At 63.9% G+C, this 23,005-nt stretch carries 20 protein-coding genes; 15 read left to right on the forward strand and 5 right to left on the reverse strand.

The window, feature by feature from the left end; genetic code table 11:
- Positions 1–7: 7 nt before the first annotated feature.
- The 6 genes from argE to LB564_RS28410 all read left to right on the forward strand — a co-directional run bounded on the left by argE (position 8) and on the right by LB564_RS28410 (position 6,585).
- Positions 8–1,132, forward strand: coding sequence for an acetylornithine deacetylase (gene argE, locus LB564_RS28385; protein WP_224542468.1), 1,125 nt, complete (start codon positions 8–10; stop codon positions 1,130–1,132).
- Positions 1,133–1,144: 12 nt separating this feature from the next.
- A complete protein-coding gene (locus LB564_RS28390; protein ID WP_224542469.1) occupies positions 1,145–2,068 on the forward strand; it encodes a 2-hydroxyacid dehydrogenase in 924 nt (307 codons plus the stop codon).
- 23 nt (positions 2,069–2,091) lie between these two features.
- On the forward strand, positions 2,092–2,445 hold the full coding sequence (locus LB564_RS28395) for a cupin domain-containing protein (RefSeq protein ID WP_224542499.1): 354 nt from the start codon (positions 2,092–2,094) through the stop codon (positions 2,443–2,445).
- Positions 2,446–2,592: 147 nt separating this feature from the next.
- Positions 2,593–4,056: an aldehyde dehydrogenase family protein gene (locus LB564_RS28400; protein ID WP_224542470.1), complete on the forward strand. Its 1,464-nt coding sequence runs from the start codon at positions 2,593–2,595 to the stop codon at positions 4,054–4,056.
- Positions 4,057–4,066: 10 nt separating this feature from the next.
- Positions 4,067–5,110 carry a tartrate dehydrogenase gene (locus LB564_RS28405; protein ID WP_140707586.1) on the forward strand — a complete coding sequence of 348 codons (1,044 nt, stop codon included), beginning with the start codon at positions 4,067–4,069 and terminating at the stop codon, positions 5,108–5,110.
- A 17-nt stretch (positions 5,111–5,127) separates the two neighbouring features.
- On the forward strand, positions 5,128–6,585 hold the full coding sequence (locus LB564_RS28410) for an NAD-dependent succinate-semialdehyde dehydrogenase (RefSeq protein ID WP_140707584.1): 1,458 nt from the start codon (positions 5,128–5,130) through the stop codon (positions 6,583–6,585).
- 35 nt (positions 6,586–6,620) lie between these two features.
- Here LB564_RS28410 and LB564_RS28415 read toward each other — a convergent pair whose 3' ends face one another.
- Together LB564_RS28415 and LB564_RS28420 are read right to left on the reverse strand one after the other, a co-directional pair.
- Positions 6,621–7,895, reverse strand: a complete 1,275-nt coding sequence (locus tag LB564_RS28415) for an NAD(P)/FAD-dependent oxidoreductase (protein WP_140707582.1) — start codon at positions 7,893–7,895, stop codon at positions 6,621–6,623.
- Between the two features lie 16 nt (positions 7,896–7,911).
- Positions 7,912–8,580: a haloacid dehalogenase type II gene (locus LB564_RS28420; RefSeq protein ID WP_140663699.1), complete on the reverse strand. Its 669-nt coding sequence runs from the start codon at positions 8,578–8,580 to the stop codon at positions 7,912–7,914.
- 319 nt (positions 8,581–8,899) lie between these two features.
- On the opposite strand from LB564_RS28420, the gene LB564_RS28425 reads away from it, so the two are divergent.
- From LB564_RS28425 to LB564_RS28455, 7 genes are all read left to right on the forward strand, one after another.
- Positions 8,900–9,739, forward strand: a complete 840-nt coding sequence (locus LB564_RS28425) for a GNAT family N-acetyltransferase (RefSeq protein ID WP_140707580.1) — start codon at positions 8,900–8,902, stop codon at positions 9,737–9,739.
- Between the two features lie 13 nt (positions 9,740–9,752).
- Positions 9,753–11,156, forward strand: a complete 1,404-nt coding sequence (locus LB564_RS28430; RefSeq protein WP_140707578.1) for an aspartate aminotransferase family protein — start codon at positions 9,753–9,755, stop codon at positions 11,154–11,156.
- A gap of 236 nt (positions 11,157–11,392) precedes the next feature.
- A complete protein-coding gene (locus LB564_RS28435) occupies positions 11,393–12,085 on the forward strand; it encodes an HAD-IA family hydrolase (protein WP_411910172.1) in 693 nt (230 codons plus the stop codon).
- Positions 12,086–12,148: 63 nt separating this feature from the next.
- Positions 12,149–13,759, forward strand: coding sequence for an ABC transporter substrate-binding protein (locus tag LB564_RS28440; RefSeq protein ID WP_140707574.1), 1,611 nt, complete (start codon positions 12,149–12,151; stop codon positions 13,757–13,759).
- Positions 13,760–13,845: 86 nt separating this feature from the next.
- The gene (locus LB564_RS28445) at positions 13,846–14,796 is read left to right on the forward strand and encodes an ABC transporter permease (protein ID WP_140707572.1); all 951 of its coding nucleotides are present in this window, start codon (positions 13,846–13,848) and stop codon (positions 14,794–14,796) included.
- 2 nt (positions 14,797–14,798) lie between these two features.
- Positions 14,799–15,644: an ABC transporter permease gene (locus tag LB564_RS28450; protein WP_140707570.1), complete on the forward strand. Its 846-nt coding sequence runs from the start codon at positions 14,799–14,801 to the stop codon at positions 15,642–15,644.
- Positions 15,641–17,296: an ABC transporter ATP-binding protein gene (locus LB564_RS28455; RefSeq protein ID WP_140707568.1), complete on the forward strand. Its 1,656-nt coding sequence runs from the start codon at positions 15,641–15,643 to the stop codon at positions 17,294–17,296. Before LB564_RS28450 ends, LB564_RS28455 begins: the two co-directional genes overlap by 4 nt.
- A 39-nt stretch (positions 17,297–17,335) precedes the next feature.
- On the opposite strand, the gene LB564_RS28460 is transcribed toward LB564_RS28455, so the two are convergent.
- Both LB564_RS28460 and LB564_RS28465 read right to left on the reverse strand, forming a co-directional pair.
- The gene (locus LB564_RS28460; protein ID WP_128308402.1) at positions 17,336–17,812 is read right to left on the reverse strand and encodes an Lrp/AsnC family transcriptional regulator; all 477 of its coding nucleotides are present in this window, start codon (positions 17,810–17,812) and stop codon (positions 17,336–17,338) included.
- An 8-nt stretch (positions 17,813–17,820) separates the two neighbouring features.
- Positions 17,821–19,890, reverse strand: coding sequence for an NADH:flavin oxidoreductase (locus LB564_RS28465; protein WP_224542471.1), 2,070 nt, complete (start codon positions 19,888–19,890; stop codon positions 17,821–17,823).
- 76 nt (positions 19,891–19,966) lie between these two features.
- On the opposite strand from LB564_RS28465, the gene LB564_RS28470 reads away from it, so the two are divergent.
- Positions 19,967–20,908, forward strand: coding sequence for a LysR substrate-binding domain-containing protein (locus LB564_RS28470; RefSeq protein ID WP_140707564.1), 942 nt, complete (start codon positions 19,967–19,969; stop codon positions 20,906–20,908).
- A gap of 38 nt (positions 20,909–20,946) precedes the next feature.
- Here the strand turns inward: LB564_RS28470 and LB564_RS28475 are convergent, their stop codons facing one another.
- A complete protein-coding gene (locus LB564_RS28475; protein WP_127327820.1) occupies positions 20,947–21,423 on the reverse strand; it encodes an Lrp/AsnC family transcriptional regulator in 477 nt (158 codons plus the stop codon).
- A 221-nt stretch (positions 21,424–21,644) separates the two neighbouring features.
- Here LB564_RS28475 and LB564_RS28480 point away from each other — a divergent pair, with 221 nt between their 5' ends.
- A complete protein-coding gene (locus LB564_RS28480) occupies positions 21,645–22,970 on the forward strand; it encodes an NAD(P)/FAD-dependent oxidoreductase (RefSeq protein WP_140707562.1) in 1,326 nt (441 codons plus the stop codon).
- Positions 22,971–23,005 lie beyond the last annotated feature (35 nt).

Consider the following 23,005-nt stretch of genomic DNA (forward strand, 5'->3'; position numbering starts at 1 on the left):
GGCTGGAATGGACGTCTTCGACATCCTCGATCGTCTCGTCGCCTTTCCATCGGTCGCCGGCAGGCCGAACGGCGACGTCGCCGGCTGGATCGAGGCCTATCTCGCGGAACAGGGAATCCAGGTCACCGTGCTTCCAGGGCCGGAAGGCGATCGTTCCAATCTTTTCGCGACGATCGGCCCTGCCGACGGCCCGGGCTACATACTGTCCGGCCATATGGACGTTGTTCCCGCCAGCGAGCCGCAATGGAGCTCGAGCCCTTTCGCGCTGCGCAAGGAGGGCGAACGGCTCTACGGACGAGGCACCACGGACATGAAGGGGTTTCTTGCCGCAGCACTCGCGGCCGCTCCCAGGCTTGCGGGACTGCGCCTTGCCAGGCCCATCCACCTCGCCTTCTCCTATGACGAGGAAGTGGGATGTCGCGGCGTGCCGCATTTGATCGCCCGCCTTCCCGAACTTTGCGCCAAGCCGCTCGGCGTCATCGTCGGCGAGCCGAGCGGCATGCACGCCGTGCGCGGCCACAAGGGCAAGGCAGCCGCCCGCGTATCCATCAAGGGACGTGCGGGGCATTCCTCAAGACCCGATCTCGGCCTCAACGCCATCCATGCCATGGCCGCTGTGCTGGGCGCGGCCGTGAACGAGGCCGAACGGCTGACTCACGGTCCATTCGACCCTGCCTTCGAGCCATCCTACTCCTCGCTGCAAGCTGGCGTCGTCGCGGGCGGACACCAGGTCAACATCATCCCCGAAACCTGCACGCTGGACCTGGAGGCACGCGCCATACCTGGCGTCGACCCGGCGAGCCTGCTGGCGCCTGTGAGGGCACGCGCAGAGGCTCTCGCGGCGGATGGCTTTCGCATCGAGTGGAGTCCGATGAGCGCCTATCCGGCGATGGCGCTGCCGCCGGACGCGCCACTCGCTGGACTGCTGCACGCCTTGACCGGCGAGGTGCCGCTTGCCGCCGTCAGCTACGGTACGGAGGCCGGACTTTACCAGGCCGCCGGGCTCGATGCGATCATCTGCGGCCCCGGCGACATCGACCGCGCCCACAAGCCGGACGAATACATCCTTGCCAGCGAACTTGCCGCCTGCCAGCGATTGATCGAAGCGCTGGGCGCCCGCTGCGCGGCTTGAAAGGGAACTGGAATGACATTCCTGTTCAATTCCGATGCGCGCCGCGGGGCGGTCTTCGCCGATGCCTTCGCGAGAGACCTGCCGGACGTCCCCTTGACGACGAATGCCGCAACGGTCAATCCCGACACCGTGCGTTACCTGATCAGTTGGACCGTGCCGGATAATCTCGCCCGCTACAGGAACCTGGAAATCCTGTTCTCCATCGGCGCCGGCGTCGACCAGTTTCGCCTTGATGCGGTGCCTGCGAAGGTGAAGATCGTGCGCATGATCGAGCAAGGCATCGTGCGCATGATGCAGGAATATGTGACGCTTGCCGTGCTCGGGCTCCACCGCAACCTGCCTGGATATCTGGCGCAGCAGCGCGCCCGCGAATGGGCCGATATCGCGCAGCCGGAGGCCGGGTCGCGTCGGGTTGGCGTGCTCGGCCTCGGGCAGCTTGGCCAAGCCGTCCTCGATCGCCTGAAGCCCTTCGGCTTCCCACTTGCAGGATGGAGCCGCTCGCCGCGGCGGATCGAGGGCGTGACCTGTCATCATGGTGAGCCCGGATTGAACGAGATGCTTGCGGCCAGCGACATTTTGATCTGCCTGCTGCCGCTGACCGAGGAGACGCGGGGTTTCCTCGATGCCGGCCTGTTTGCGAAACTGCCCGAGGGCGCGGCGCTCGTCCACACCGGCCGGGGGCCGCAGCTCGACCAGGAAGCCCTTGTCGCCGCACTCGACAGCGGCCACATTTCGGCGGCGATGATCGACGTCACCGATCCCGAACCGCTGCCGGCGGGCCATCCGTTCTGGCCGCATCCGAAGATCATTCTGACCCCGCATGTCGCCAGCGTCACCCAGCCCGCCAGCGCCGCACAGGCCGTTGTCGAAAACATCAAGCGTTACCGCGCCGGTCTTGACCCCATCGGGCTCGTCGACCGGTCGCGCGGCTATTGAATTTCAACATGAAAGCCTATCCCTTGTCCCTGCTCAAGACCGTCGATACCAGCCCTGCCTTCCAGCCGCGCGAATCCGGGGCGCTGCCCGAACGGCTGATTTCCGGCAACCCCGCCTTCAAGACCTGGGCTCAGGATGTCGCCAAGGGCGACCTCGTTCATACCGGCGTCTGGGAGGCGACGCCTGGCGAAACGCGCTCGATCAAGGGCGAGACTTTCGAGTTCTGCCACATCCTCTCCGGCATGATCGAAATCACGCCCGACGGCGGCAAAACGGTGACCTACCGCGCCGGCGACAGCTTCGTGATGAAACCTGGCTTCACCGGGATTTGGAAGACCATCGAAACGGTCCGCAAGATCTACGTAACCGTGGGGTAGCGGGAGCGCGAAGGCGCCGGCCTCCGCAACAGATTTTGCCGTCTGTCATCGCCGGCACACAACAATCATCCGCGACCGATCGTCGAACGGTGCATGCTGCGCCAGAGCCCGCGCTAGGCTCCTGCAGAATATTCCAGAGTGGGTGCCATGGGCCTGAGCTTCGACCCGGATACCGTCTCCCTTCCCGTCGGCCATTTCATTGGCGGCAAGTTGATCGCGGCCGAGGGTGCGATCGAGATGCACCGACCGTCGGACGGCAAGGCATATGCCGCTTGCCCGGTGGCCGGCGTCGACATGGTCGACCGTGCCGTTGAAAGCGCCAACGCGGCGCTGAAGTCCAGCAACTGGGGCGGCGTTCGGCCGCGCGAACGGACGAAGGCACTCCAGGCCTGGGCCGACCTGATCGAAGCGGAAGCCGAAATGCTGGCCAGGATCGAGGCGCTGTGCTCCACCCGGCCTGTCGGCCAGCTCGTTGCCGGCGACATCGCGATAACCGCCGAGCAGATCCGTTTCTTTGCCGAATTCGCCGACAAGGAAGGCAGCGAGCTCGTGCCGACAGACGACGCCACTCTCGGCATGATCATGAGCGAGCCCTATGGCGTGGTCGGCGCGATCACGCCCTGGAATTTTCCCATCTCGATGGCCGGATGGAAGCTCGGTCCGGCATTGGCCGCGGGCAATGCGGTCGTGCTGAAGCCATCGGAAATGACGCCCTTTTCGGCAGTCTACATGGCGCAACTCGCCGTCAAAGTGGGCCTGCCGGCAGGGCTCATAAACGTGGTGCTGGGAGACGGTCCGACGACCGGCACGGCGCTGACCGGCCATCTCGATATCGCCAAGATCAGCTTCACCGGCTCGACCCGCGCCGGATCGGCAATCATGGAGAACGTGGCCCGCACCGGCGTCAAGCCGATGACGCTGGAACTCGGCGGCAAGAGCCCGCTGATCGTCTTTGCCGATGCCGATCTGGACAAGGCGGCAACGGCCGTCGCCGGCAGCGTCACTTTCAATGCCGGCCAGGCCTGCGTCGCCGGCACACGCCTGATCGTCGAGAGGAGCGTGGCCGACAGGCTGACGGCCGCGATCCTGGAGAGGATGAAGGCTGTGCGCCCCGGCCCGACCTGGGACGAGGCAACGCAATATTCGCCTGTTATCTCGGAGCGGCAGCGGGCGCGTGTCGACTGCATCGTGCGGGCCGCGATCGACGCCGGCGGCGAATGCTTGACCGGTGGCGGCGTCATGGACAGCCCCGGCTATTTCTACCAGCCGACGCTGATCGCCGATGTCGACCAGGCCAATCCGGCGATTGTCGAGGAAATCTTCGGCCCGGTCCTGACCATTCAGACCTTCGAGACCGAGGAAGAGGCGCTGGCGCTGTCCAGCCATCCAACCTACGGGCTGGCTTCCGGCCTGTTCACTTCCGACCTGTCCCGCACCATTCGCTTCGCGCGCAAGCTTGAGGCGGGCACCGTCTGGGTCAATCGCTACAGCCGCTCGCGCGACCATATCCTGCCGACCGGAGGCTACAAGCGCTCCGGCATCGGCAAGGATCTCGGCCGCGAGGCCTATCTCGCCAACCGCAGGACCAAGAGCGTCCTGATCAGCCTCTAGAGAGATGCCGATGAAGTCCTATTCGATTGCTCTGATCCCCGGTGACGGCATCGGCAGCGATGTGACCGCCGCCGCCTGGACGGTGCTGGAAACGGTGGCCGGAAACTTCGGCTTTGCGCTGACCGGAACCGAGTTCCCCTGGTCCTGCAAATTCTTCAAGGAGACCGGCCGCATGATGCCGCAGGACGGCATCGAGACCTTGCGCGGCTTCGACGCCATCCTGCTCGGCGCGGTCGGCTGGCCGGCGGAAGTGCCGGATTCCGTCTCGCTACACGGTCTGCTGCTGCCGATCCGCAAGGCGTTCGTGCAGTACGCCAACATCCGGCCGCATCGCCTGCTGCCGGGCGTCACGGGACCGCTGCGGGCGGAGAACTTCGACATATTGTGCATCCGCGAGAATACCGAAGGTGAATATTCTGGTGCCGGCGGGCGCGTGCATCAAGGCACGCTGGACGAGGTCGCCGTGGAGACCTCGATCTTCACCCGCGCCGGCGTCGAGCGCATCCTGCGCTTCGGCTTCGAGCAGGCGCGGGCAAGGCGAGGCAAACTTGCCTCCGTCACCAAGTCCAACGCGCAGAAATACTCGATGGTGTTCTGGGACGAGATCACGCGAAAGCTGGCCGCGGACTATCCTGATATCGAAGTCACCAGCTATCATGTCGACGCGCTTGCCGCGCGCATGATCATGACGCCGGAGAGTCTCGACGTGGTCGTTGCCTCCAACCTGTTCGGCGATATCCTCACCGACATCGGCGCGGCAATCCAGGGCGGGCTCGGCTATGCCGCCTGCGCCAACATCAATCCCGGCCGCTCGGCACCATCCATGTTCGAGCCGGTGCACGGCTCGGCGCCCGACATTGCCCATCTCGGCATCGCCAATCCGATCGCCGCCATCTGGTCCGGCGCCATGATGCTCGATCATCTCGGTGAAAAGGCAGCGGCCGACCGCGTCATCAAGGGGGTCGAGGCTGCAACCGCCAGAGGCATAGGCACCATTCCCGGCAAGGACCGGACGGAGGCCATCACGGCCGCCGTCGTCGCCGCGCTCACCTGATTGCAAGGTCGTATCCGATGAAGAACCTCAGAGACAAAAGCCTCTTCCGCGAAGCCGGCCTGATCGGCGGCGAATGGGTTGCTGCCGGCTCCGGCAGGACGGTCGACGTCATCGATCCGGCAACCCAGGTGGCGATCGGCACGGTGCCCGACATGGCCGGTCCGGAAACGCGTGCGGCCATAGAGGCCGCGGCTGCCGCCTATGGGGACTGGAAGAAGAAAACCAACGCCGAGCGTGCTACGCTGCTGGAGGCATGGCATGGCCTGATGCTTGCGCATCTGGACGATCTCGCGCTGATCCTGACGACGGAACAGGGCAAACCGCTGGACGAAGCCAAAGGCGAGATCCGTTACGGTGCGGCCTTCGTCAAATGGTTCGCGGAGGAAGCGCGCCGCATCAATGGCCACACCATCCCCTCACCCACCTCCGACCGCCGCATCATCGTGCTGAAAGAACCGGTTGGCGTTTGCGGCATCATTACGCCGTGGAACTTCCCCAATGCGATGATCACCCGCAAGGTCGCGCCGGCACTGGCCGCCGGCTGCACGGTGGTGATCAAGCCATCCGAGTTCACGCCCTATTCGGCGCTGGCGCTCGGCGTGCTTGCCGAACGCGCCGGCATCCCCGCTGGCGTCATCAACATCGTCACCGGCATGCCCACGGAGATCGGCAACGAAATCATGGCGAACGAGGCCGTCCGCAAGATCTCCTTCACCGGCTCGACGCGGGTCGGCTCGCTGCTGATGCGTGGGGCCGCCGACAGCGTGAAGCGGCTCAGCCTCGAACTCGGCGGCAACGCGCCCTTCATCGTCTTCGACGACGCCGATCTCGATCTCGCGATCGAGGGTGCACTCGTCTCAAAGTTCAGAAACGGCGGCCAAACCTGCGTCTGCGCCAACCGCATCCTCGTCCAGTCCGGCGTCTATGAAGCCTTCGCCGCCAAGCTATCCGCCCGCGTCAACGCCATGACGGTCGGACCGGGCACGCAGCCCGGCGTCGCCATCGGGCCGATGATCAACATGGCAGCGGTCGAGAAGATAAACCGCCACGTCGAGGACGCGCTCGCCAAGGGTGCTGCGATCATCACCGAGAAGCCGGCATTGCCCGACGGTCCTCAATATGTCGCGCCGCTGGTGCTGACCGGCGCCACGAAAGAGATGCAGCTTGCTGGTGAGGAAACGTTCGGCCCGGTCGCGCCGCTTTTCCGGTTCGAGACGGAAGAGGAGGCGATCGCGCTGGCCAACGGCACGCCCTACGGGCTTGCTTCCTACTTCTACACCGAAAACCTGAAACGCGCCTGGCGCGTCGGCGAGGCGTTGGAGTTCGGCATGGTGGGGTTGAACACCGGCTCGGTTTCGATCGAGGTCGCCCCTTTCGGCGGCGTCAAGCTGTCCGGCCTCGGGCGAGAGGGCGCGCAGGCCGGCATCGAGGAGTATCTCGAGATGAAGAGCTTTCACATCGGCGGGCTCAGCTGAGGCAATTTTTTGCCCAAGCCGGGCCAGACCGGCGATCACTGAATCCGGTCGAGCGCCTTGTAGTAGAGGCCGACCATCGGCAGGAACCAGGGCTTGCCGGAGTAACCGGGAATGGACGGCCATTCGAGCCCCTTCATCGGATTGCGGTCCTCGCGGCCGAGCATGGCATCGGCCAGGATCATGCCGAGATGGGTGGAAAGCTGCGCACCGTGGCCGGAATAGCCCATCGCGAACCAGACACCGTCATGGTAGCCGGCGCGCGGGAAGCGGTCCTTGGTCATGTCGACCAGCCCGCCCCAGCAATAATCGATCTCGACCTTGGCCAGCTGCGGAAAGATCGCCGCGAGGCCTGCCCGCAAGATCTCTCCGCTCCTGGCGTCGGAGCGCTGGTCCGATGTCGCCGAAAAGCGAGCGCGGCCGCCGAAGATCAGGCGCCTGTCGGGCGAAAGCCGGAAGTAGTTGCCGATGTTCATCGAGGTCACGCATGTCCGGTTGCCGGGCATGGTGGCGGCGATCTCGGCGTCGCTCAGACGCCGTGTGGCGATGATGAAGCTGCCGACGGAGATGATCCGGCGGCGGAAATAGCCGAAATCAGGCGTCGTGTAGGCGCCGGTCGCCACCAGCACATTGTCGGCGCTGATCCGGCCACGCGAGGTGGTCAGCTCATGCCTGCCGCCGGCCTGCTTGCGGCCCGTCACCGCCGCGTTCTCGTGGATCACGGCGCCGTGGCGGGCGGCTGAAGTGGCGAGACCCGCGACATAGCGGCCCATATGCATCATGGCGCTCTTCTTCGACAGCATCGCGCCGTGGAAGGGTGAACCGATCTCGGACTTGAGATCCGCCGCCGACAGCAGCGCCGTGTCCGGATCCACCTCGGCGTGAAGGGCTTCGAAATTGCGGGCGATTGATGCAAAATGCTGCGGCTTGGAGGCGAGCTTCAGCTTGCCGGCGCGGCGGAAATTGCAGTCGATGCCTTCCTCCGCGACCAGCGCCTCTATGGTGTCGACGGAGTCGTCCAGCGCCCGGTAGAGCGCGATTGCGCGGTCCTTGCCGAGCTCCGCCTTGGCGGAGAGATAGCCGTGGGCAAGGCCGTTGTTGAGGTGCCCGCCATTGCGGCCGGATGCGCCCCAGCCCACCCGCTCCGCCTCCAGCACGACCACCTTGGCGCCGGCCTTCGCCAATTGGCGCGCGGCGGCGAGACCGGTGAAGCCACCGCCGATGACGGCGGCATCGTAGTGCCCCTCGACCGGGCCTTGCGCCCCGCCGGAAAAGGCAGGGGCGGTGTCGTGCCAGTAGGAGACGAACTTCATCGGGAATCCGCCTGTTTCAGAGACCGACCACGCCTGCAAGACCCGAAATGTCCGATATTTCGACATAGCCGTAATACGGGTTGGCTGGTTCGTGGCCGCGATTGACCCAGACCTTGTTCTTGATGCCGAGGTCGTGTGCCGACATCAGGTCGTAGCGGAAAGAGGACGAGCAGTGAAGAACGTCCTCGGGGCCGCAGCCCAGCCTGTCGAACATATACTCGAAGGCTTGAAAACGAGGCTTGTAGGCCTGCGCCTCCTCAGCCGTGTAGACGGCATGGAACGGCGCACCAAGCTTTTCGACATTGGACATGATCTGCGCGTTCATGGCGTTGGACAGGATGACCAACGGAATTTCCTTGGCGACCTTCGCCAGGCCGGCCGGAACGTCGGCGTGCGGCCCCCAGGTCGGGACGCGCTCATAGATCACTCTGGCATCGTCGGCGCTGAAGGCAACGCCGTTGCGCTTGCAGGCGCGCTCGAGCGCATTGTGGACGACATCGGCATAGGGCTTCCAGTCGCCCATGATCTCGTCGAGCCGATACGCCGCGAAATTCTTGATGAACTCCTGCATGCGCGGCTCATCGAGCCGGCTGCCATAGAGATCGCGCGCCGCTTCCGCCATCTGGAAAAAGGTCAACGTGCCGTAGCAGTCGAAGGTGATGTATTTGGGCCTGAAGGAAGCCATGTCCGTCGATCTCCGGTGGAAGCACATCCGCGCTGGGATGTATTTCATCATAGGGCCGCCGGTGGCGACCACCTGTCCGAAATCGCCCTCCCGAAAGCAGAAAGTTCCGTATCCACCCGCTGGTTTGGCACGCTGTAGCATCTGGCGTGCCGATCGCGGCGCCGCGATCGGCGTGAAACGCATCCGCCGCGGCCAGTGCCAGCACAAGATGCGGTGCACCACTTGCGCTACGGCGAAAGATACCGCCGAAGCCGATGCCTTCAGATGATCTGCGGCGCGCCGATGGCCGAGACTTGGGCACTAAACGGAAGGATGCCTCATGCAGCAGGGCGAGATCGAACTCCAGACCTTCGGGCCGGACCATATCGAGGGCGCCGTAGCGCTTTCTCGCCAGGAGAATTGGCCGCATCGCCCGCAGGACTGGCAGATGGCGCTGCAGCTCTCGAACGGTGCGGTCGCGCTCGACGACCAGGGCCGCGTCACCGGAACCATCCTGGTAACGCCCTATGGCATGGATTGCGCCATGATCAACATGGTGATCGTCGACAGGACTGTGCGGGGCAAGGGGCTTGGTCGCCGGCTGATGGATCAGGCCTTCGCCCTTGCCGGCGACCGTCCGTTGCGGCTCGTCGCGACAGCGGACGGCATTCCTCTCTATGAAAAGCTCGGCTTCGTGCCGTCCGGTACGATCCGGCAACATCAGGGCAGCGTTGCCAAGCTTGGTGCGCCCGACGGCGTGGAAGTTGCGGACACCGCCGATCTCCCGGAAATCAAGGCGCTGGACCGCGACGCCTACGGCGCCGACCGTGAAGCTCTCATCGATGCGCTGGCGGAGCGCGGCCAATTCGCCGTCATCCGCCGCAACGGTGCCATCGAGGCCTATGCCGCCATCCGCCCGTTCGGACGGGGCGAGGTGATCGGTCCGGTCATCGCGGGAAGCACCGACGAGGCTAAGGCCCTGATCGGCTTCTTTGCCGCGCCACGTCCCGGCGCCTTCCTGCGCGTCGATACCGGCAGCGGGACCGGCATCGCCGGCTGGCTGGAGGACATCGGCCTCGCCCATGTCGGCGGTGGCGTGGCCATGGACCGTCCACCCAAGACGGACATGGAACAGGCATGGCCAAGAGTTTACGCCCTCGCCAACCAGGCGCTGGGCTAGTCCGGAGGATAGAATGCTCGCCAATTCCCTGATCGAACTCGACCGCGCCCATCTCATCCACCCGGTCTCTTCATACCGTGGTCATGAGGCGCAAGGCGTGCGCGTCTTGAAATCGGCGAAGGGGGCGACCGTGACCGATGCGTCCGGCCGGCAACTTCTCGACGGTTTCGCGGGACTGTGGTGCGTCAATGCCGGCTACGGCCACGACAGCATCGTCGAGGCGGCTGCCCGGCAGATGCGCGAGCTTCCCTACGCCACCGCCTATTTCGACCTCGGCTCTGAGCCGGCCATCCGGCTCGCTTCGGAACTGGCCGAGCGCGCGCCCGGAGATCTCAATCACGTCTTCTTCACACTTGGCGGGTCGGACGCGGTCGATAGCACGATCCGTTTCGTCCGCTACTACTGGAATGCCAGGGGCGAGCCAAAGCGCGACCAGTTCATTTCCATCGAGCAGGGCTATCACGGCTCGTCGGTGGTCGGCGCGGGCCTGACCGCCCTGCCCGCCTTTCACGCCGGTTTCGGCATTCCCTTCGAATGGCAGCACAAGATCCCCTCCCCCTATCCCTATCGCAACCCGGTGGGCGAGGACGGGAACGCGATCATCGCCGCATCACTCGCCGCGCTGAAGGCCAAGATCGAGGAGATCGGGCCGGAGCGGGTCGCTGCCTTCTATGCCGAGCCGATCCAGGGCTCAGGCGGCGTCATTGTTCCACCGAAAGGCTGGATCAAGGCGATGCGCGAGCTCTGCCGGGAGTACGGCATCCTGTTCATCGCCGACGAGGTGATCACCGGCTTCGGCCGCACGGGACCCTTGTTCGCCTGTGCCGATGAGGACATCGTTCCCGATTTCATGACGACCGCGAAGGGGCTGACCTCGGGCTATGTTCCCATGGGCGCCGTGTTCATGGCCGATCATGTCTACGACGTCATCGCCGATGGCGCCGGCTCCTCGGCGGTCGGTCACGGCTACACCTATTCCGCTCATCCCGTCAGCGCCGCCGTCGCGCTCGAAGTGTTGAAGCTCTATGAAGACGGCCTTCTGGAGAATGGCATCAAGGCCGGCGCTCGCCTGATGGCGGGCTTGGAGAGCCTGAGGGACCACCCGCTCGTCGGCGATGTGCGCGGCCGCGGCATGCTTGCCGCGATCGAACTGGTGGTCGACAAGCAGAAGAAGACACCGCTTCCGGCGTCGGCCATGCCGGCGCGGCGCGTCTTCGACAGGGCATGGGACAATGGCCTGATCATCCGTGCCTTTGCGCATGGGGTTATCGGCTATGCACCGCCGCTCTGCTGCACCGACGGCGACATCGATGCGATCATCGAGCGCACGCGCCGGACGCTCGACCAGACACTGGACGATCCCGACATCGCCAGGCCCTGGCATGACGGCAGACCAATACCCCGTGTTTTGAAATAGCGCCGGGGTAGATGATTTCGCAATTTTGTGCCGCCCCCTCGCGCCTTTTCGGCGAATCCAGCGCGGGGGAAGTGCCAGACTGCTTATAAGACAAGGCCAGAAAGCTTGGATTTCCGGGCCTTCGAAAAAGGCCGACGCCCCGGACAGCACGGAATTTTGTTCTGTTCAACACATGCAATTCGGCCGTACGCAGAGGAGACCCAGTCTTGGCCAGGGGCTTTAGCGAATTCAAATACATGACCTTCGATGTCGTCGGCACGCTGATCGACTTCGAAGGCGGGATAACGACCTGCCTGGCCGGAATCGCCGCCGAGGCCGGCGTTTCGCTCGATGGTGAGGAAGCGCTGAGCCTTTACCGGCAGGCCCGCTACATGCCCGATGCGAGCCTGTTTCCCGACGATCTCCTACGTGTCTACATGGTCATCGCGCCACGGCTCGGCCTGCCGGCCGAGGAGAAATACGGCATCCGCCTGCGGGACTCCGCCAGCGTCTGGCAAGGCTTTCCTGACAGCGCGGCGGCATTGGCCGAGCTTGCGAAATCGCACAGGCTGATCGCCATGACCAATGCCCGGCGCTGGGCGCTCGATCATTTCGAGAAGCAACTCGGATCGCCCTTCTTCGCCACCTTCACGGCCGACGATACCGGCATGGAAAAACCGGACCCGGCCTTTTTCCAGAAGGTCTTCGATTTCGTCGCCTCAAGGGGCGACAGCAAGGATGACATCCTGCACGTCGCGCAAAGCCAGTATCACGATATCGGCATATCCCGGGCGCTTGGCTTGACCAACTGCTGGATCGAGCGCCGGCATGCCCAGAAGGGCTATGGCGGCACGATCGAGCCCGAGCGCTTCACCGTGCCGGACTACCACTTCACCTCAATGGCCGCGTTGGCGTCGGCCGTACGGGAAAGCCTGAAGCAACGAACCTGAGCCCAAGCCCGGAAAGCCGCGTCAAGACGAGCAAGCCGGAAAACAAACAGAAAGGGGAATGATATGACCGACAAGATCACGAACTGGACCAGCGCAGACGATGCCATGGTCGAAAATGCCATTCGGCGGGGCGCGAGCCGCCGCGAACTCCTCAAGATGCTGTTGGCCGGCGGCGCCGCGGTTGCCGCGGGCAGCATGGTGCTTGGCCGCGCCACTAATGCCGTCGCCGCCACGCCGGTTTCCGGCGGCAGCTTCAAGGCCGCCGGCTGGTCGTCCTCGACCGCCGACACGCTCGATCCGGCAAAGGCGTCGCTGTCGACCGACTATGTCCGCTGCTGCTCGCTCTACAACCGCCTGACTTTCCTCGACAAGGATGGCGTCACGCAGATGGAGTTGGCCGAAAGCTTCGACAGCAAGGACGCCAAGACCTGGACGGTGAAGCTGCGTAAGGGCGTCACCTTCCACGACGGCAAGGCCCTCACCGCCGACGACGTCGTCTTCTCGATGAAGCGCCATCTCGATCCGGCGATCGGTTCCAAGGTCGCCAAGATCGCCGCGCAGATGACCGGTTTCAAGGCCGTCGACAAGTCCACGGTCGAAATCACGCTCGCCGATCCGAATGCCGACCTTCCGACCATCCTGGCGCTGCATCACTTCATGATCATCGCCGATGGCACCACCGACTTCTCCAAAGGCAACGGCACCGGCGCCTTTGTGCTGCAAACGTTCGAACCAGGCGTGCGGTCGGTCGTCACCAAGAACAAGAACTACTGGAAATCCGGCAAGCCCTACCTCGACTCGTTCGAATTCATCGCCATCAGCGATGACAGCGCCCGCGTGAACGCCCTGCTTTCCGGGGATATCAACTTCGCCGCCTCGATCAATCCGCGCGCGATGAAGCTCATCGGCGGCCAGCAGGGCTTCGAATTGTCGAAGACGACCTCGGGCAACTACACCGACCTCAACATTCGGCTCGACATGGATCCCGGCAACAAGGCCGACTTCGTGACCGGCATGAAATACCTCGTCAACCGCGAGCAGATCGTCAAATCGGCATTGCGCGGCCTTGGCGAAGTCGGCAACGACCAGCCCGTCTCACCGGCGAACATCTTCCACAATGCCGACCTCAAGCCGAAGGGCTTCGACCCGGACAAGGCCAAATTCCACTTCCAGAAGTCGGGCCTGCTCGGTCAGTCCATCCCCGTGGTCGCCTCCGATGCCGCGACCTCGTCGATCGACATGGCGGTGATCATCCAAGCCGCCGGTGCCGATATCGGCATGAAGCTCGATGTCCAGCGCGTCCCGTCCGACGGCTACTGGGACAATTACTGGCTCAAGGCGCCGGTCCATTTCGGCAACATCAATCCACGCCCGACGCCGGACATCCTGTTCTCGCTGCTCTACGCCTCCAACGCGCCCTGGAACGAAAGCCAGTACAAGTCGGAGAAGTTCGACAAGCTGATGATCGAGGCGCGCGGCTCGCTCGACCAGGCCAAGCGCAAGGAAATCTACGGCCAGATGCAGACCATGGTCTCCGAGGAGGCCGGCACCATCATCCCAGCCTACATTTCCAACGTCGATGCCCTCTCCAGCAAGGTGAAGGGTTTGGAGGCGAACCCGCTCGGTGGCATGATGGGCTACGCAATGGCGGAATATCTCTGGCTCGAAGCCTGAGAGGCGCCTGCCAGGGACCGGACAGCCGGTCCCTGGCACTTATTGCGCAACATGGCTTGGCCGAAGGCAACCGCAGGAGCGCTTCCATGACGTCTGGGGTTCTAAACCTCGTGTTGAAGCGGCTGGCAATCGCGGTCATCACGCTTCTGATCGTCCTGTTCGCCGTTTTTTTCGCCACCAGCATGCTGCCCGGCGACACCGCGTCGATCCTGCTCGGCCAGGCGGCGACACCCGAAGCCGTCGCCGGCCTGCGGCAGGCCATGCATCTCAACGATCCGGCAATCCTGCGCTTCCTGCGCTGGCTTCTCGGCCTGCTCCACGGCGATCTCGGCACCTCCTATGCCAATGAGATGCCGGTCGCGGCACTGATCGGCGGGCGCTTCATCAACACCATGGAGCTCGCCGGCATCACCACGCTGCTCTCGGTCCCCCTGGCGCTGACGCTGGGCATCACCGCCGCCATGCTGCGCGGCTCGCTCTACGACCGCACCGTCACCATTCTTTCGATCGGCGTCATCTCGGTGCCGGAATTCATGGTCGCCACGCTGGCGGTCCTGCTTTTCGCCGTTTATCTCAAATGGCTGCCAGCGCTTTCCTCGGTCAATGAGGCGCATACGCTGACCGACCTCGTGCGCATCTATGCAATGCCGGTGATCACGCTCACCTTCGTCATCTCCGCCCAGATGATCCGCATGACCCGCGCCGCGGTGATCGAAACGCTCTCCACGCCTTATGTCGAGATGGCGCTTCTCAAAGGCGCCTCACGCGGCCGCATGGTGCTCAAGCACGCACTCCCCAATGCGCTCGGGCCAATCGTCAACGCGGTTGCGCTGTCGCTGTCCTATCTGGTCGGCGGCGTCATCATCGTGGAGACGATCTTCAACTATCCCGGCATCGCCAAGCTGATGGTCGATGCCGTCGCGACCCGCGACCTGCCGCTGATCCAGAGCTGCGCGATGATCTTCTGCCTTGGCTATCTCTTGCTCATCACCGTCGCCGACATCATCGCCATCATGTCCAACCCGAGGCTCAGGTGACGATGGCGCGCGTGGCAGCTTCCCGACGGTCATTCCTTGGCCACAGCTACAATCTCGTGGGCGTCGTGGCCGCGCTGGTCATCCTGGCGTGGACGCTGATCGCCATCTTCGCGCCTTACATCATTCCCCATTCGATCGGCGATATCGTCGACGACGATTATTTCGGCCCGATGCGTCAGGGCCTATGGCTCGGCTCGGACTATCTGGGCCGCGACATGCTCTCGCGGGTGCTGATGGGCGCGCGCTACACCGTCGGCATATCGCTCGCAGCCGTCGCCATCGCCTGCTTCTCGGGCGTCGTGCTGGGGATGATCGCTGCCGTCACCCGCGGCTGGCTCGACAGCTGCCTTAGCCGCTTCCTCGATGCCATGAACTCCATCCCCAGCAAGCTGTTCGGCCTTGTGGTCGTCGCCGCTGTCGGCTCGTCGATCCCGGCGCTGATCCTGACGCTCGCCGTCATCTATATTCCCGGCGCCTACCGTTTCGCGCGGGCGCTCGCGGTCAACATCAACAGCATGGACTTCATGACCGTCGCTCGCGTCCGCGGCGAAAGCACCGCCTATCTCATCGGGTCCGAGATCCTACCCAATATCATGCGCCCGGTTCTGGCCGACTTCGGCCTGCGCTTCGTCTTCATCGTGCTCTTGCTCTCAGGCCTGTCCTTCCTCGGGCTCGGCCTGCAGCCGCCGCTCGCCGACTGGGGCGCGCTGGTGCGCGAGAACATCGGCGGCCTGCCCTTCGCGGCGCCCGCGGTCATCATTCCGTCGCTGGCGATCGCCAGCCTCACCATCAGCGTCAACCTGCTGATCGACAACCTGCCGCAGAAGATCAGGGACAGGGACGCATGACCAATCTCGTCGAGGTCAGGAACCTAAGGATCGAGGCGACGACCGACGCCGGTCGTGTCGTCGAAATCATCAAGGGCGTCAGCCTCGACATCGCCGATGGCGAGATCGTCGCCCTGATCGGTGAGAGCGGTTCCGGCAAGACGACGATCGCGCTCTCGCTGATGGGCTATGCGCGGCCTGGCTGCCGGATTACCGGCGGCGAAATCAATGTCAACGGCAAGAACATGGCGGCACTTTCCGAAAAGCAGCGCGCCAGGTTGCGCGGCACCGACATTGCCTATGTTCCGCAAAGTGCCGCCGCCTCCTTCAACCCCTCGTCCACCATCATGGAGCAGGTGATCGAGGTTACGCGCATCCACGGGCTGATGTCGCCCGAGCAGGCGCGCAAGCGCGCGGTCGAGCTGTTCCGGGCCTTGTCGTTGCCGGATCCGGAAGGGATCGGCGCGCGCTACCCGCACCAGGTTTCGGGCGGGCAATTGCAGCGGCTGTCGGCGGCCATGGCGCTCATCGGCGATCCCAAGCTGATGATCTTCGACGAGCCGACGACGGCACTCGACGTTACGACGCAGATCGACGTGCTGAAGGCATTCAAGTCGGTCATGCGGGCGGACGGAATAGCGGGGGTCTACGTTTCCCACGACCTCGCCGTCGTCGCCCAGATCGCCGACCACATCGTCGTGCTGAAGGGCGGCGAAGTGCAGGAGACAGGCACCACGGCTCAGATACTTTCGGCTGCCCAGCACCCCTATACGCGCGAACTGCTGGCTGCCTTCGAGCCGAAACCGCGGCAAGCGCATGCGGACGCGGATGCCGGGACGAAAGAGCTGCTGCGTATCGACAATGTGACCGCCGGCTACGGCGCGGTGCGGGGTGACGGACTGCCGATTATCCGCGCTGTCGATTCCGTCACCCTAGTCGTCGAGAAGGGACGCAATCTCGGCGTCATCGGCGAATCCGGCTGCGGAAAATCGACGCTGGCGCGCGTCATCGCCGGCATCCATCCGGCGGCGGCCGGCGACATCGTCTTCGACGGCAAGGAATTGGAGCGCACTGCGGGGAAACGCAGCCAGGACCAGCTGCGCGAGATGCAGATCGTGTTCCAGTATGCCGACACCGCGCTCAATCCAGCCAAGCCGGTGGAGGACATCATCTCCCGCCCGCTGGCCTTCTATCACGGGCTCGACAGACAGGCGCGCTCGAAGCGCGTCGACGAACTGCTCGACATGGTTCGCCTGCCGAGGGGCCTGCGCTATCGCCGTCCGTCGGAGCTCTCGGGCGGCCAGAAGCAACGCGTGAACTTCGCGCGCGCTCTGGCGGCCGACCCCAAGCTCATCATCTGCGACGAAATCACCTCGGCGCTCGACACGGTGGTCGCGGCCGCCGTGATCGAACTGCTCAAGGAGTTGCAGCGCGAGTTGGGCCTTTCCTATATTTTCATCAGCCACGACCTCTCCGTCGTCGAAGCGATCTGCGACGAAATCATGGTCATGTATAATGGGCAGCGGGTGGAGCAGATCACGCCCGACAAGTTGCAGGCGCCCACCCACCCCTATTCCAAGCTTCTGTTCTCCTCCGTGCCGAAGCTCGATCCGACGTGGCTCGATGGCCTCGTCCGCGATCCTGAGCTCGTCAGCCAATACGGCCATCGCTAGAGCCGCTCAGCATTTTACGGAAACGGTGAGCCGCTCTGACTACATCGGGAACAGGCTGGGCAACGGCATGTGCGCCTTGACGATGGGAGATTTCAGCACCACGAAGCTGAAATACTTGTCGATGCCGATATCCATGTCGCTCAGCCGCTCCATGATCTCCTGATACTCGCCGATGCCGGCGGCCACGAATTTCATCAAATAGTCGTAGCGGGCCGAAACGCGGTGGCATTCGACGGCCGCATCAACCTTGTCGACGGCGGCAAGGAAACGCGCGAAGTCGATCTGTCGATGGTTCTTGAGCGTGATTTCCGTGAAGACGGTGAGCGTCCGCCCCAGCTTTGCGATGTCGATCTGCGCCGAATAGCGCACGATATAGCCTTCGGCATGCAGCTTCTTTACCCGCATCAGGCAGGGGCTGGGAGAGAGATTGACCCGTTCGGCCAACTCCACATTTGTGATGCGGCCGTTCTTCTGCAGCTCGTACAGAATCTTGATGTCGATCCGATCGAGTTTCATGGCCCCATCTACAATTGCGAGCAGAGCCGGTAGGCCTCGTAGATCGACGAGTAGATGTCCCGGCTGGCCACTGCGTCTCCAATGCGGTGCAAGACGAACGATCCGGCAGCTTGCGGACCATTGTCCCGCTTCGTTGCCGTTCCCGTCATCAGCGCTATGTCGGTGACGCCGTTGTTGGCGGAGCGCGCACGCAGTTCCTGGTAGGTATCCTCCATGGGCACGGTGCCGCGCTCGACAATGAGTTGGGCCGCCGTCATTTCTGTTTCCGCACCGGTGAGTTCATGCCGGAACGTGGCGGCGATGCCGTTGCCCTGGCGCGCTGCCTTGACCAGACGCATATCGCTGACGACGCGGATGCCGCGTTCCGAGGCGCGTTTGCGAAAACTCACCCGGTCCGGATAGGGCGTCTCGATCGCCAGCGTGTCGTCCGCTATGGCCAGGCTGACCACGCGCCCGTGTTGGGCGAGATGCAGGGCGCAGGAAATTGCGGCCTGGCGTCCGGTCTCGTCGTAGATCAGCACATCGTCCTTCGCCGGCACGACCCCGGTCAGGACGTCCCATACGCTGTCGCAATGTTCAGCACCCTCCAGCCGTTCCATATCCGGAACGCCGCCGGTGGCGACGATGACCGCGTCCGGTTCCGCAGCAATGACGATTTCTGCGTCCGCATAGGTGTTGAGACGGACTTCCACTCCAAGCCGCGCGAGTTCGTCTACGCGCCAGTCGACTATGCCGATGAGATCATTGCGATCGGACGCCGAGGCCGCGATGAGCACTTGCCCACCAAGCCGCGCCCCAGCTTCGAGCAGGCTCACTCTGTGGCCGCGCTCGGCGGCGACCCTTGCCGCTTCCATCCCGCTCGGGCCACCGCCGATCACGACCACCCGTTTCGGCGTTTCAGCCCGCATGATGGTATGGCTGATGATCGTTTCATGGCCGCTGGCCGGGTTGTGAATGCACTGCACCTTCTTGTAGAGGCAGTAGGACGCGCCGACACACGGGCGAATGCGTTCTCCTTCGCCGCGCATCACCTTGTTGACGATATGGGGGTCGGCAATATGCGCTCGGGTCATGCCGACCAGGTCGACAAGGTTCTCGCGGATGGCATGGCGGGCCGTCGCTATGTCCCGAATGCCTGCGGCGTGGATCACGGGCAGCCTGGTTTCCCGTTTGAACTGTCCGACCAGCGGCAAGAACGGCGCGCTCTGGCTGAACATGCCGGGCATGTTCTGCTCAGCCAGCGACAGATCGGTGTCCATGCGGCCAAAGATGCAGTTGAAGAAGTCGATATGGCCTTCCCGCTCGAACAGCTTGGCGAAGGCAAGGCATTCCTCGAAATCCGAGCCATCCTCGACCGCCTCGTCGATCACGAACCGGATGCCGACAGCGAAGTCGTCGCCCACCGCGCGGCGGATCGCCTCGTGAACCATCAGGCCGAAGCGTGCGCGGTTTTCCAGCGAGCCGCCGAAGCCATCCGTGCGCCTGTTGGTTCTGAGCGAGAGGAATTGCCCGATCAGATGGCCGCCGGTGACGGTTTCGACGCCGTCCAGACCGCCGTCCACGCAGCGCCTAGCGGCACTGGCGTAATCCTTGATGATCCTGTCGATGTCGGGGGCGTCCATCTCCTTTGGAAAATTCCGGTTCCGCGTCTCGCGAACGCGTGACGGCGCCACCGGCGGCAGCCAGTTTCCGGCATAGGCGGTAGCGCGCCGGCCAAGGTGTGAGACCTGGCACATGATGGCAGCGCCATGGCGATGCACCCGCTGCGACAGGGACTGGAGATGAGGCACGATGCGGTCGGTCGAGAGGTCCAGCTGACCGCCGCCCCAGCTCGAGTCGGGCGACGTCATGGCCGAGCCGCCCACCATGGTCATCGCCAGGCCGCCGCGCGCTTTCTCCTCGTGGTAGCGTTGGTAGCGCTCGAGCGGCAGGCCGCCATCGTCCAGCATCGAGGCATGGCTGGTGCTGACGACGCGGTTGCGCAGCGTCAGACCCTTGAGCCGAAACGGCTGAAGCAGAGGATCGCTGGATGTGCTGCCCGCTTGAGATGCCGCTGCCTTCACGTCCTGCTCCCCCATTCATCAGGGTTATACTTCGCCATTTCCGAGATCGTAGAAAGCTTGTAAATTGTTGGGGTGGCTATACGCTGGGCGTATGGCTGGTTTCGCAAAACTCGTTCCTTCCGCGCGCGGACTGCTTGTCTTCGAAGCTGCTGTCCGGTCGGGTAGCTTCACGGCAGCGGCGCGCGAGTTCAACGTCACGCAACCATCGATCAGCCGCAGCATTGCCCAGCTCGAGGCCGATTTTGGTGTTGCTCTTTTCACGCGGAGTCCTGCGGGGTTGACCCCGACCCCGGACGGACGTGCCCTCTATTCGGCGGTGCGGGAGGGATTTGACGGCATTGCGGAGGCGATCCGCAGGATCAAGCAGAACAGTGCTGCAAAGCCGGTGGTGACTCTTTCCCTTTCGAGTTCTCTGGCAACCTATTGGTTCGTTCCGAGGTTAGGGGCATTCAACACCAGGTTTCCTGACGTCGACCTGAGGTTCGAACTGATCGCGGGCGTTCTGCGAGGACCCGCCGAGACTGTCGACCTTGCCACGAGAATCCTGGCTGATGACGACACCCACTATCACCATTGGGCATTCTCGCCGGAGATCATCGTTCCGGTGTGCAGCCCATCCTATTTGTCGGCCCACGGCCGGCTGATCCATGCCGGAACCGGGGAAGGTCATGCCTTGCTTCACCTGACCGACGCCAAGGAGCAGTGGCTGGACGCCTGGGGCAGTGTGGCGGACCGCAAGACCAGCAGGGCAAAGTGGCTCGAATTCTCGGACTACGCGGTCGTGCTTCAAGCCGCGATGAACGGGGAAGGCGTGGCGCTCGGCTGGCTCAGCAACGTTTCAAGGGCATTGCTTCAGGGAACCCTTGTCCCGGCCTCGGACAGGCAGATTAAGACGGGTCGGATCCATCAGCTGATAGCGCCGCGCTCAAGGCCGGTACGGCCTGTCGTCTCCGATATCCGCGCCTGGATGATTGCCGAGATGCAAGCCGAATTGAAGGCACTGCACCCGATATTGCGGCCGGACGCCTTGTAGCGGGCCGCAGGCGACAAGCGCGGCGCGGTCGCCGCGGACTACCTCGGAAACAGGCTGGGCAGCGGCATGTGCGCCTTGACGATCGGCGACTTCAGCACCACGAAGCTGAAATACTTGTCGATGCCAATATCCATGTCGGTCAGCCGCTCCATGATGGTCTGGTACTCGGCGATGCCGGCGGTCACGAACTTCATCAGATAGTCGTAGCCACCCGACACGAGGTGGCATTCGATGACCTGGTCGATCTTCTCAACCACGGCGAGAAAGCGGGCGAAATCCACCTGGCGATGGTTCTTCAAGGTGATTTCGGTGAACACGGTCAGCGTCTGGCCGAGCTTGCCGATATTGATCTGCGCGGAATAGCCCTCGATGTAGCCCTCCGATTGCAGTCTCTTGACCCGCATCAGGCACGGGCTTGGCGACAGGTGCACCAGATCAGCCAGTTCCACGTTGGTGATGCGGCCATTCTTCTGCAACTCGTACAGAATCTTGATATCGATCCGATCCAGTTTCACTGTCGTCTCCGCAGAACATGCCGCAGCACAAAATGCTGCCTTGCTCATAGACATTGACACTACCACAGCCCGTTGGCCTGTCCATCCAAGCGGAGAGCGCTTTGAAACGCAGCGGTTCCCGATTTTGACTGCGTTGCCGGAATAAAATTCTGCTTCGGCCGCAACTGCGGCAGCGGCTGCCTGCGCAACGCGTTAAATTGGCGCGTCAAGGCAGAGAGACCATGCGCGCACCCCTACAGAAAATCGAGACATCCGGAGACCTGCCACGGAACGCGGACGCGGTGGTGATCGGCGGCGGCATCGTCGGTATCTTCGCGGCCTACTACCTGGCACGGCGCGGCATGAAAGTGGCGCTCGTCGAAAAGGGACGCATCGGCGCCGAGCAGTCTTCCAGGAACTGGGGATGGTGCCGCCAGCAGAACCGCGACGCGCGCGAGTTGCCGATGGCGACAAGAAGCATCGACCTGTGGGGCAGCTTTGCGGCAGAGACTGGCGAAGACACCGGCTTTCGCCGCTGCGGCCTGCTCTATCTCAGCAACGACGATGCGGAACTGGCCGGCTGGGTGCGCTGGCGTGACTTCGCTAAAACGGCTGGCGTCACGACGCATATGCTCGACGGCACCGAGGCCTGCGAGCGGGGCCGCGCCACCGGCCGGACATGGAAGGGCGGCGTCTTCTCGCCCACCGACGGCACCGCCGATCCGTCGCGGGCAGCACCCGCGGTCGCCCGCGCCATCCTCAAGCTTGGCGGCTCCGTGCACCAGAATTGCGCCGCGCGGGGTATCGAGACCGAAGGCGGCCGCCTGAGCGGCGTGGTCACCGAAAGCGGAACGATCCGGACCAAGATGGCTGTGCTGGCCGGCGGTGCCTGGGCCTCCTCCTTTTGCCGGCAGTTCGGTTTCCGTTTTCCGCAGGCGTCGATCCGCTCGTCCATTCTGTCCGTCTCGCCAGGCGCGGAAGGTCTGCCGGATGCGCTGCACACGAAAGGGATCTCGGTCACGCGTCGCGGCGACGGCGGCCACACGCTCGCCATAAGCGGACGCGGGCGCGTGGACGTTACGCCGCAGCAGTTGCGCTTCTCCTCGCAGTTCCTGCCGATGTTCCTGAAGCGGTGGCGCAGCCTCGCGCCTGGCGGCCTGCAGGGCATGCGCTCGGGTCACGAAACGCTCCGACACTGGCGGCTCGACCAGCCGACACCGATGGAGCGGGTGCGCATCCTCGACCCGGTTCCGGACCAGGCGACCATCCGCCTGGCCCACGCCCGGGCGCTCGAGCTGCTGCCGGCACTGCGCCAGACCAGGATCAGCGCGACCTGGGCCGGCTACATCGACAGCACGCCCGACGGTGTGCCTGCCATTGGCGAGATCCATATCGTTCCGGGTTTGTTTTTGGCTGCCGGGTTCTCGGGGCATGGCTTCGGCATCGGACCCGGCGCCGGGCATCTCGTCGCCGATCTGATGACCGGCTCCAAACCGATTGTCGATCCGCAATCCTATGATCCCAGGCGCTTCGACGCTTCGTCTTGGGGGAAGGTCGCCGACTTTTAGACGTGATACAGGCAGACATACCAGGTCGGCCCAGA

The sequence above is a fragment of the Mesorhizobium sp. ES1-6 genome (assembly GCF_020164775.1).
Classification (GTDB): Bacteria; Pseudomonadota; Alphaproteobacteria; order Rhizobiales; family Rhizobiaceae; genus Mesorhizobium.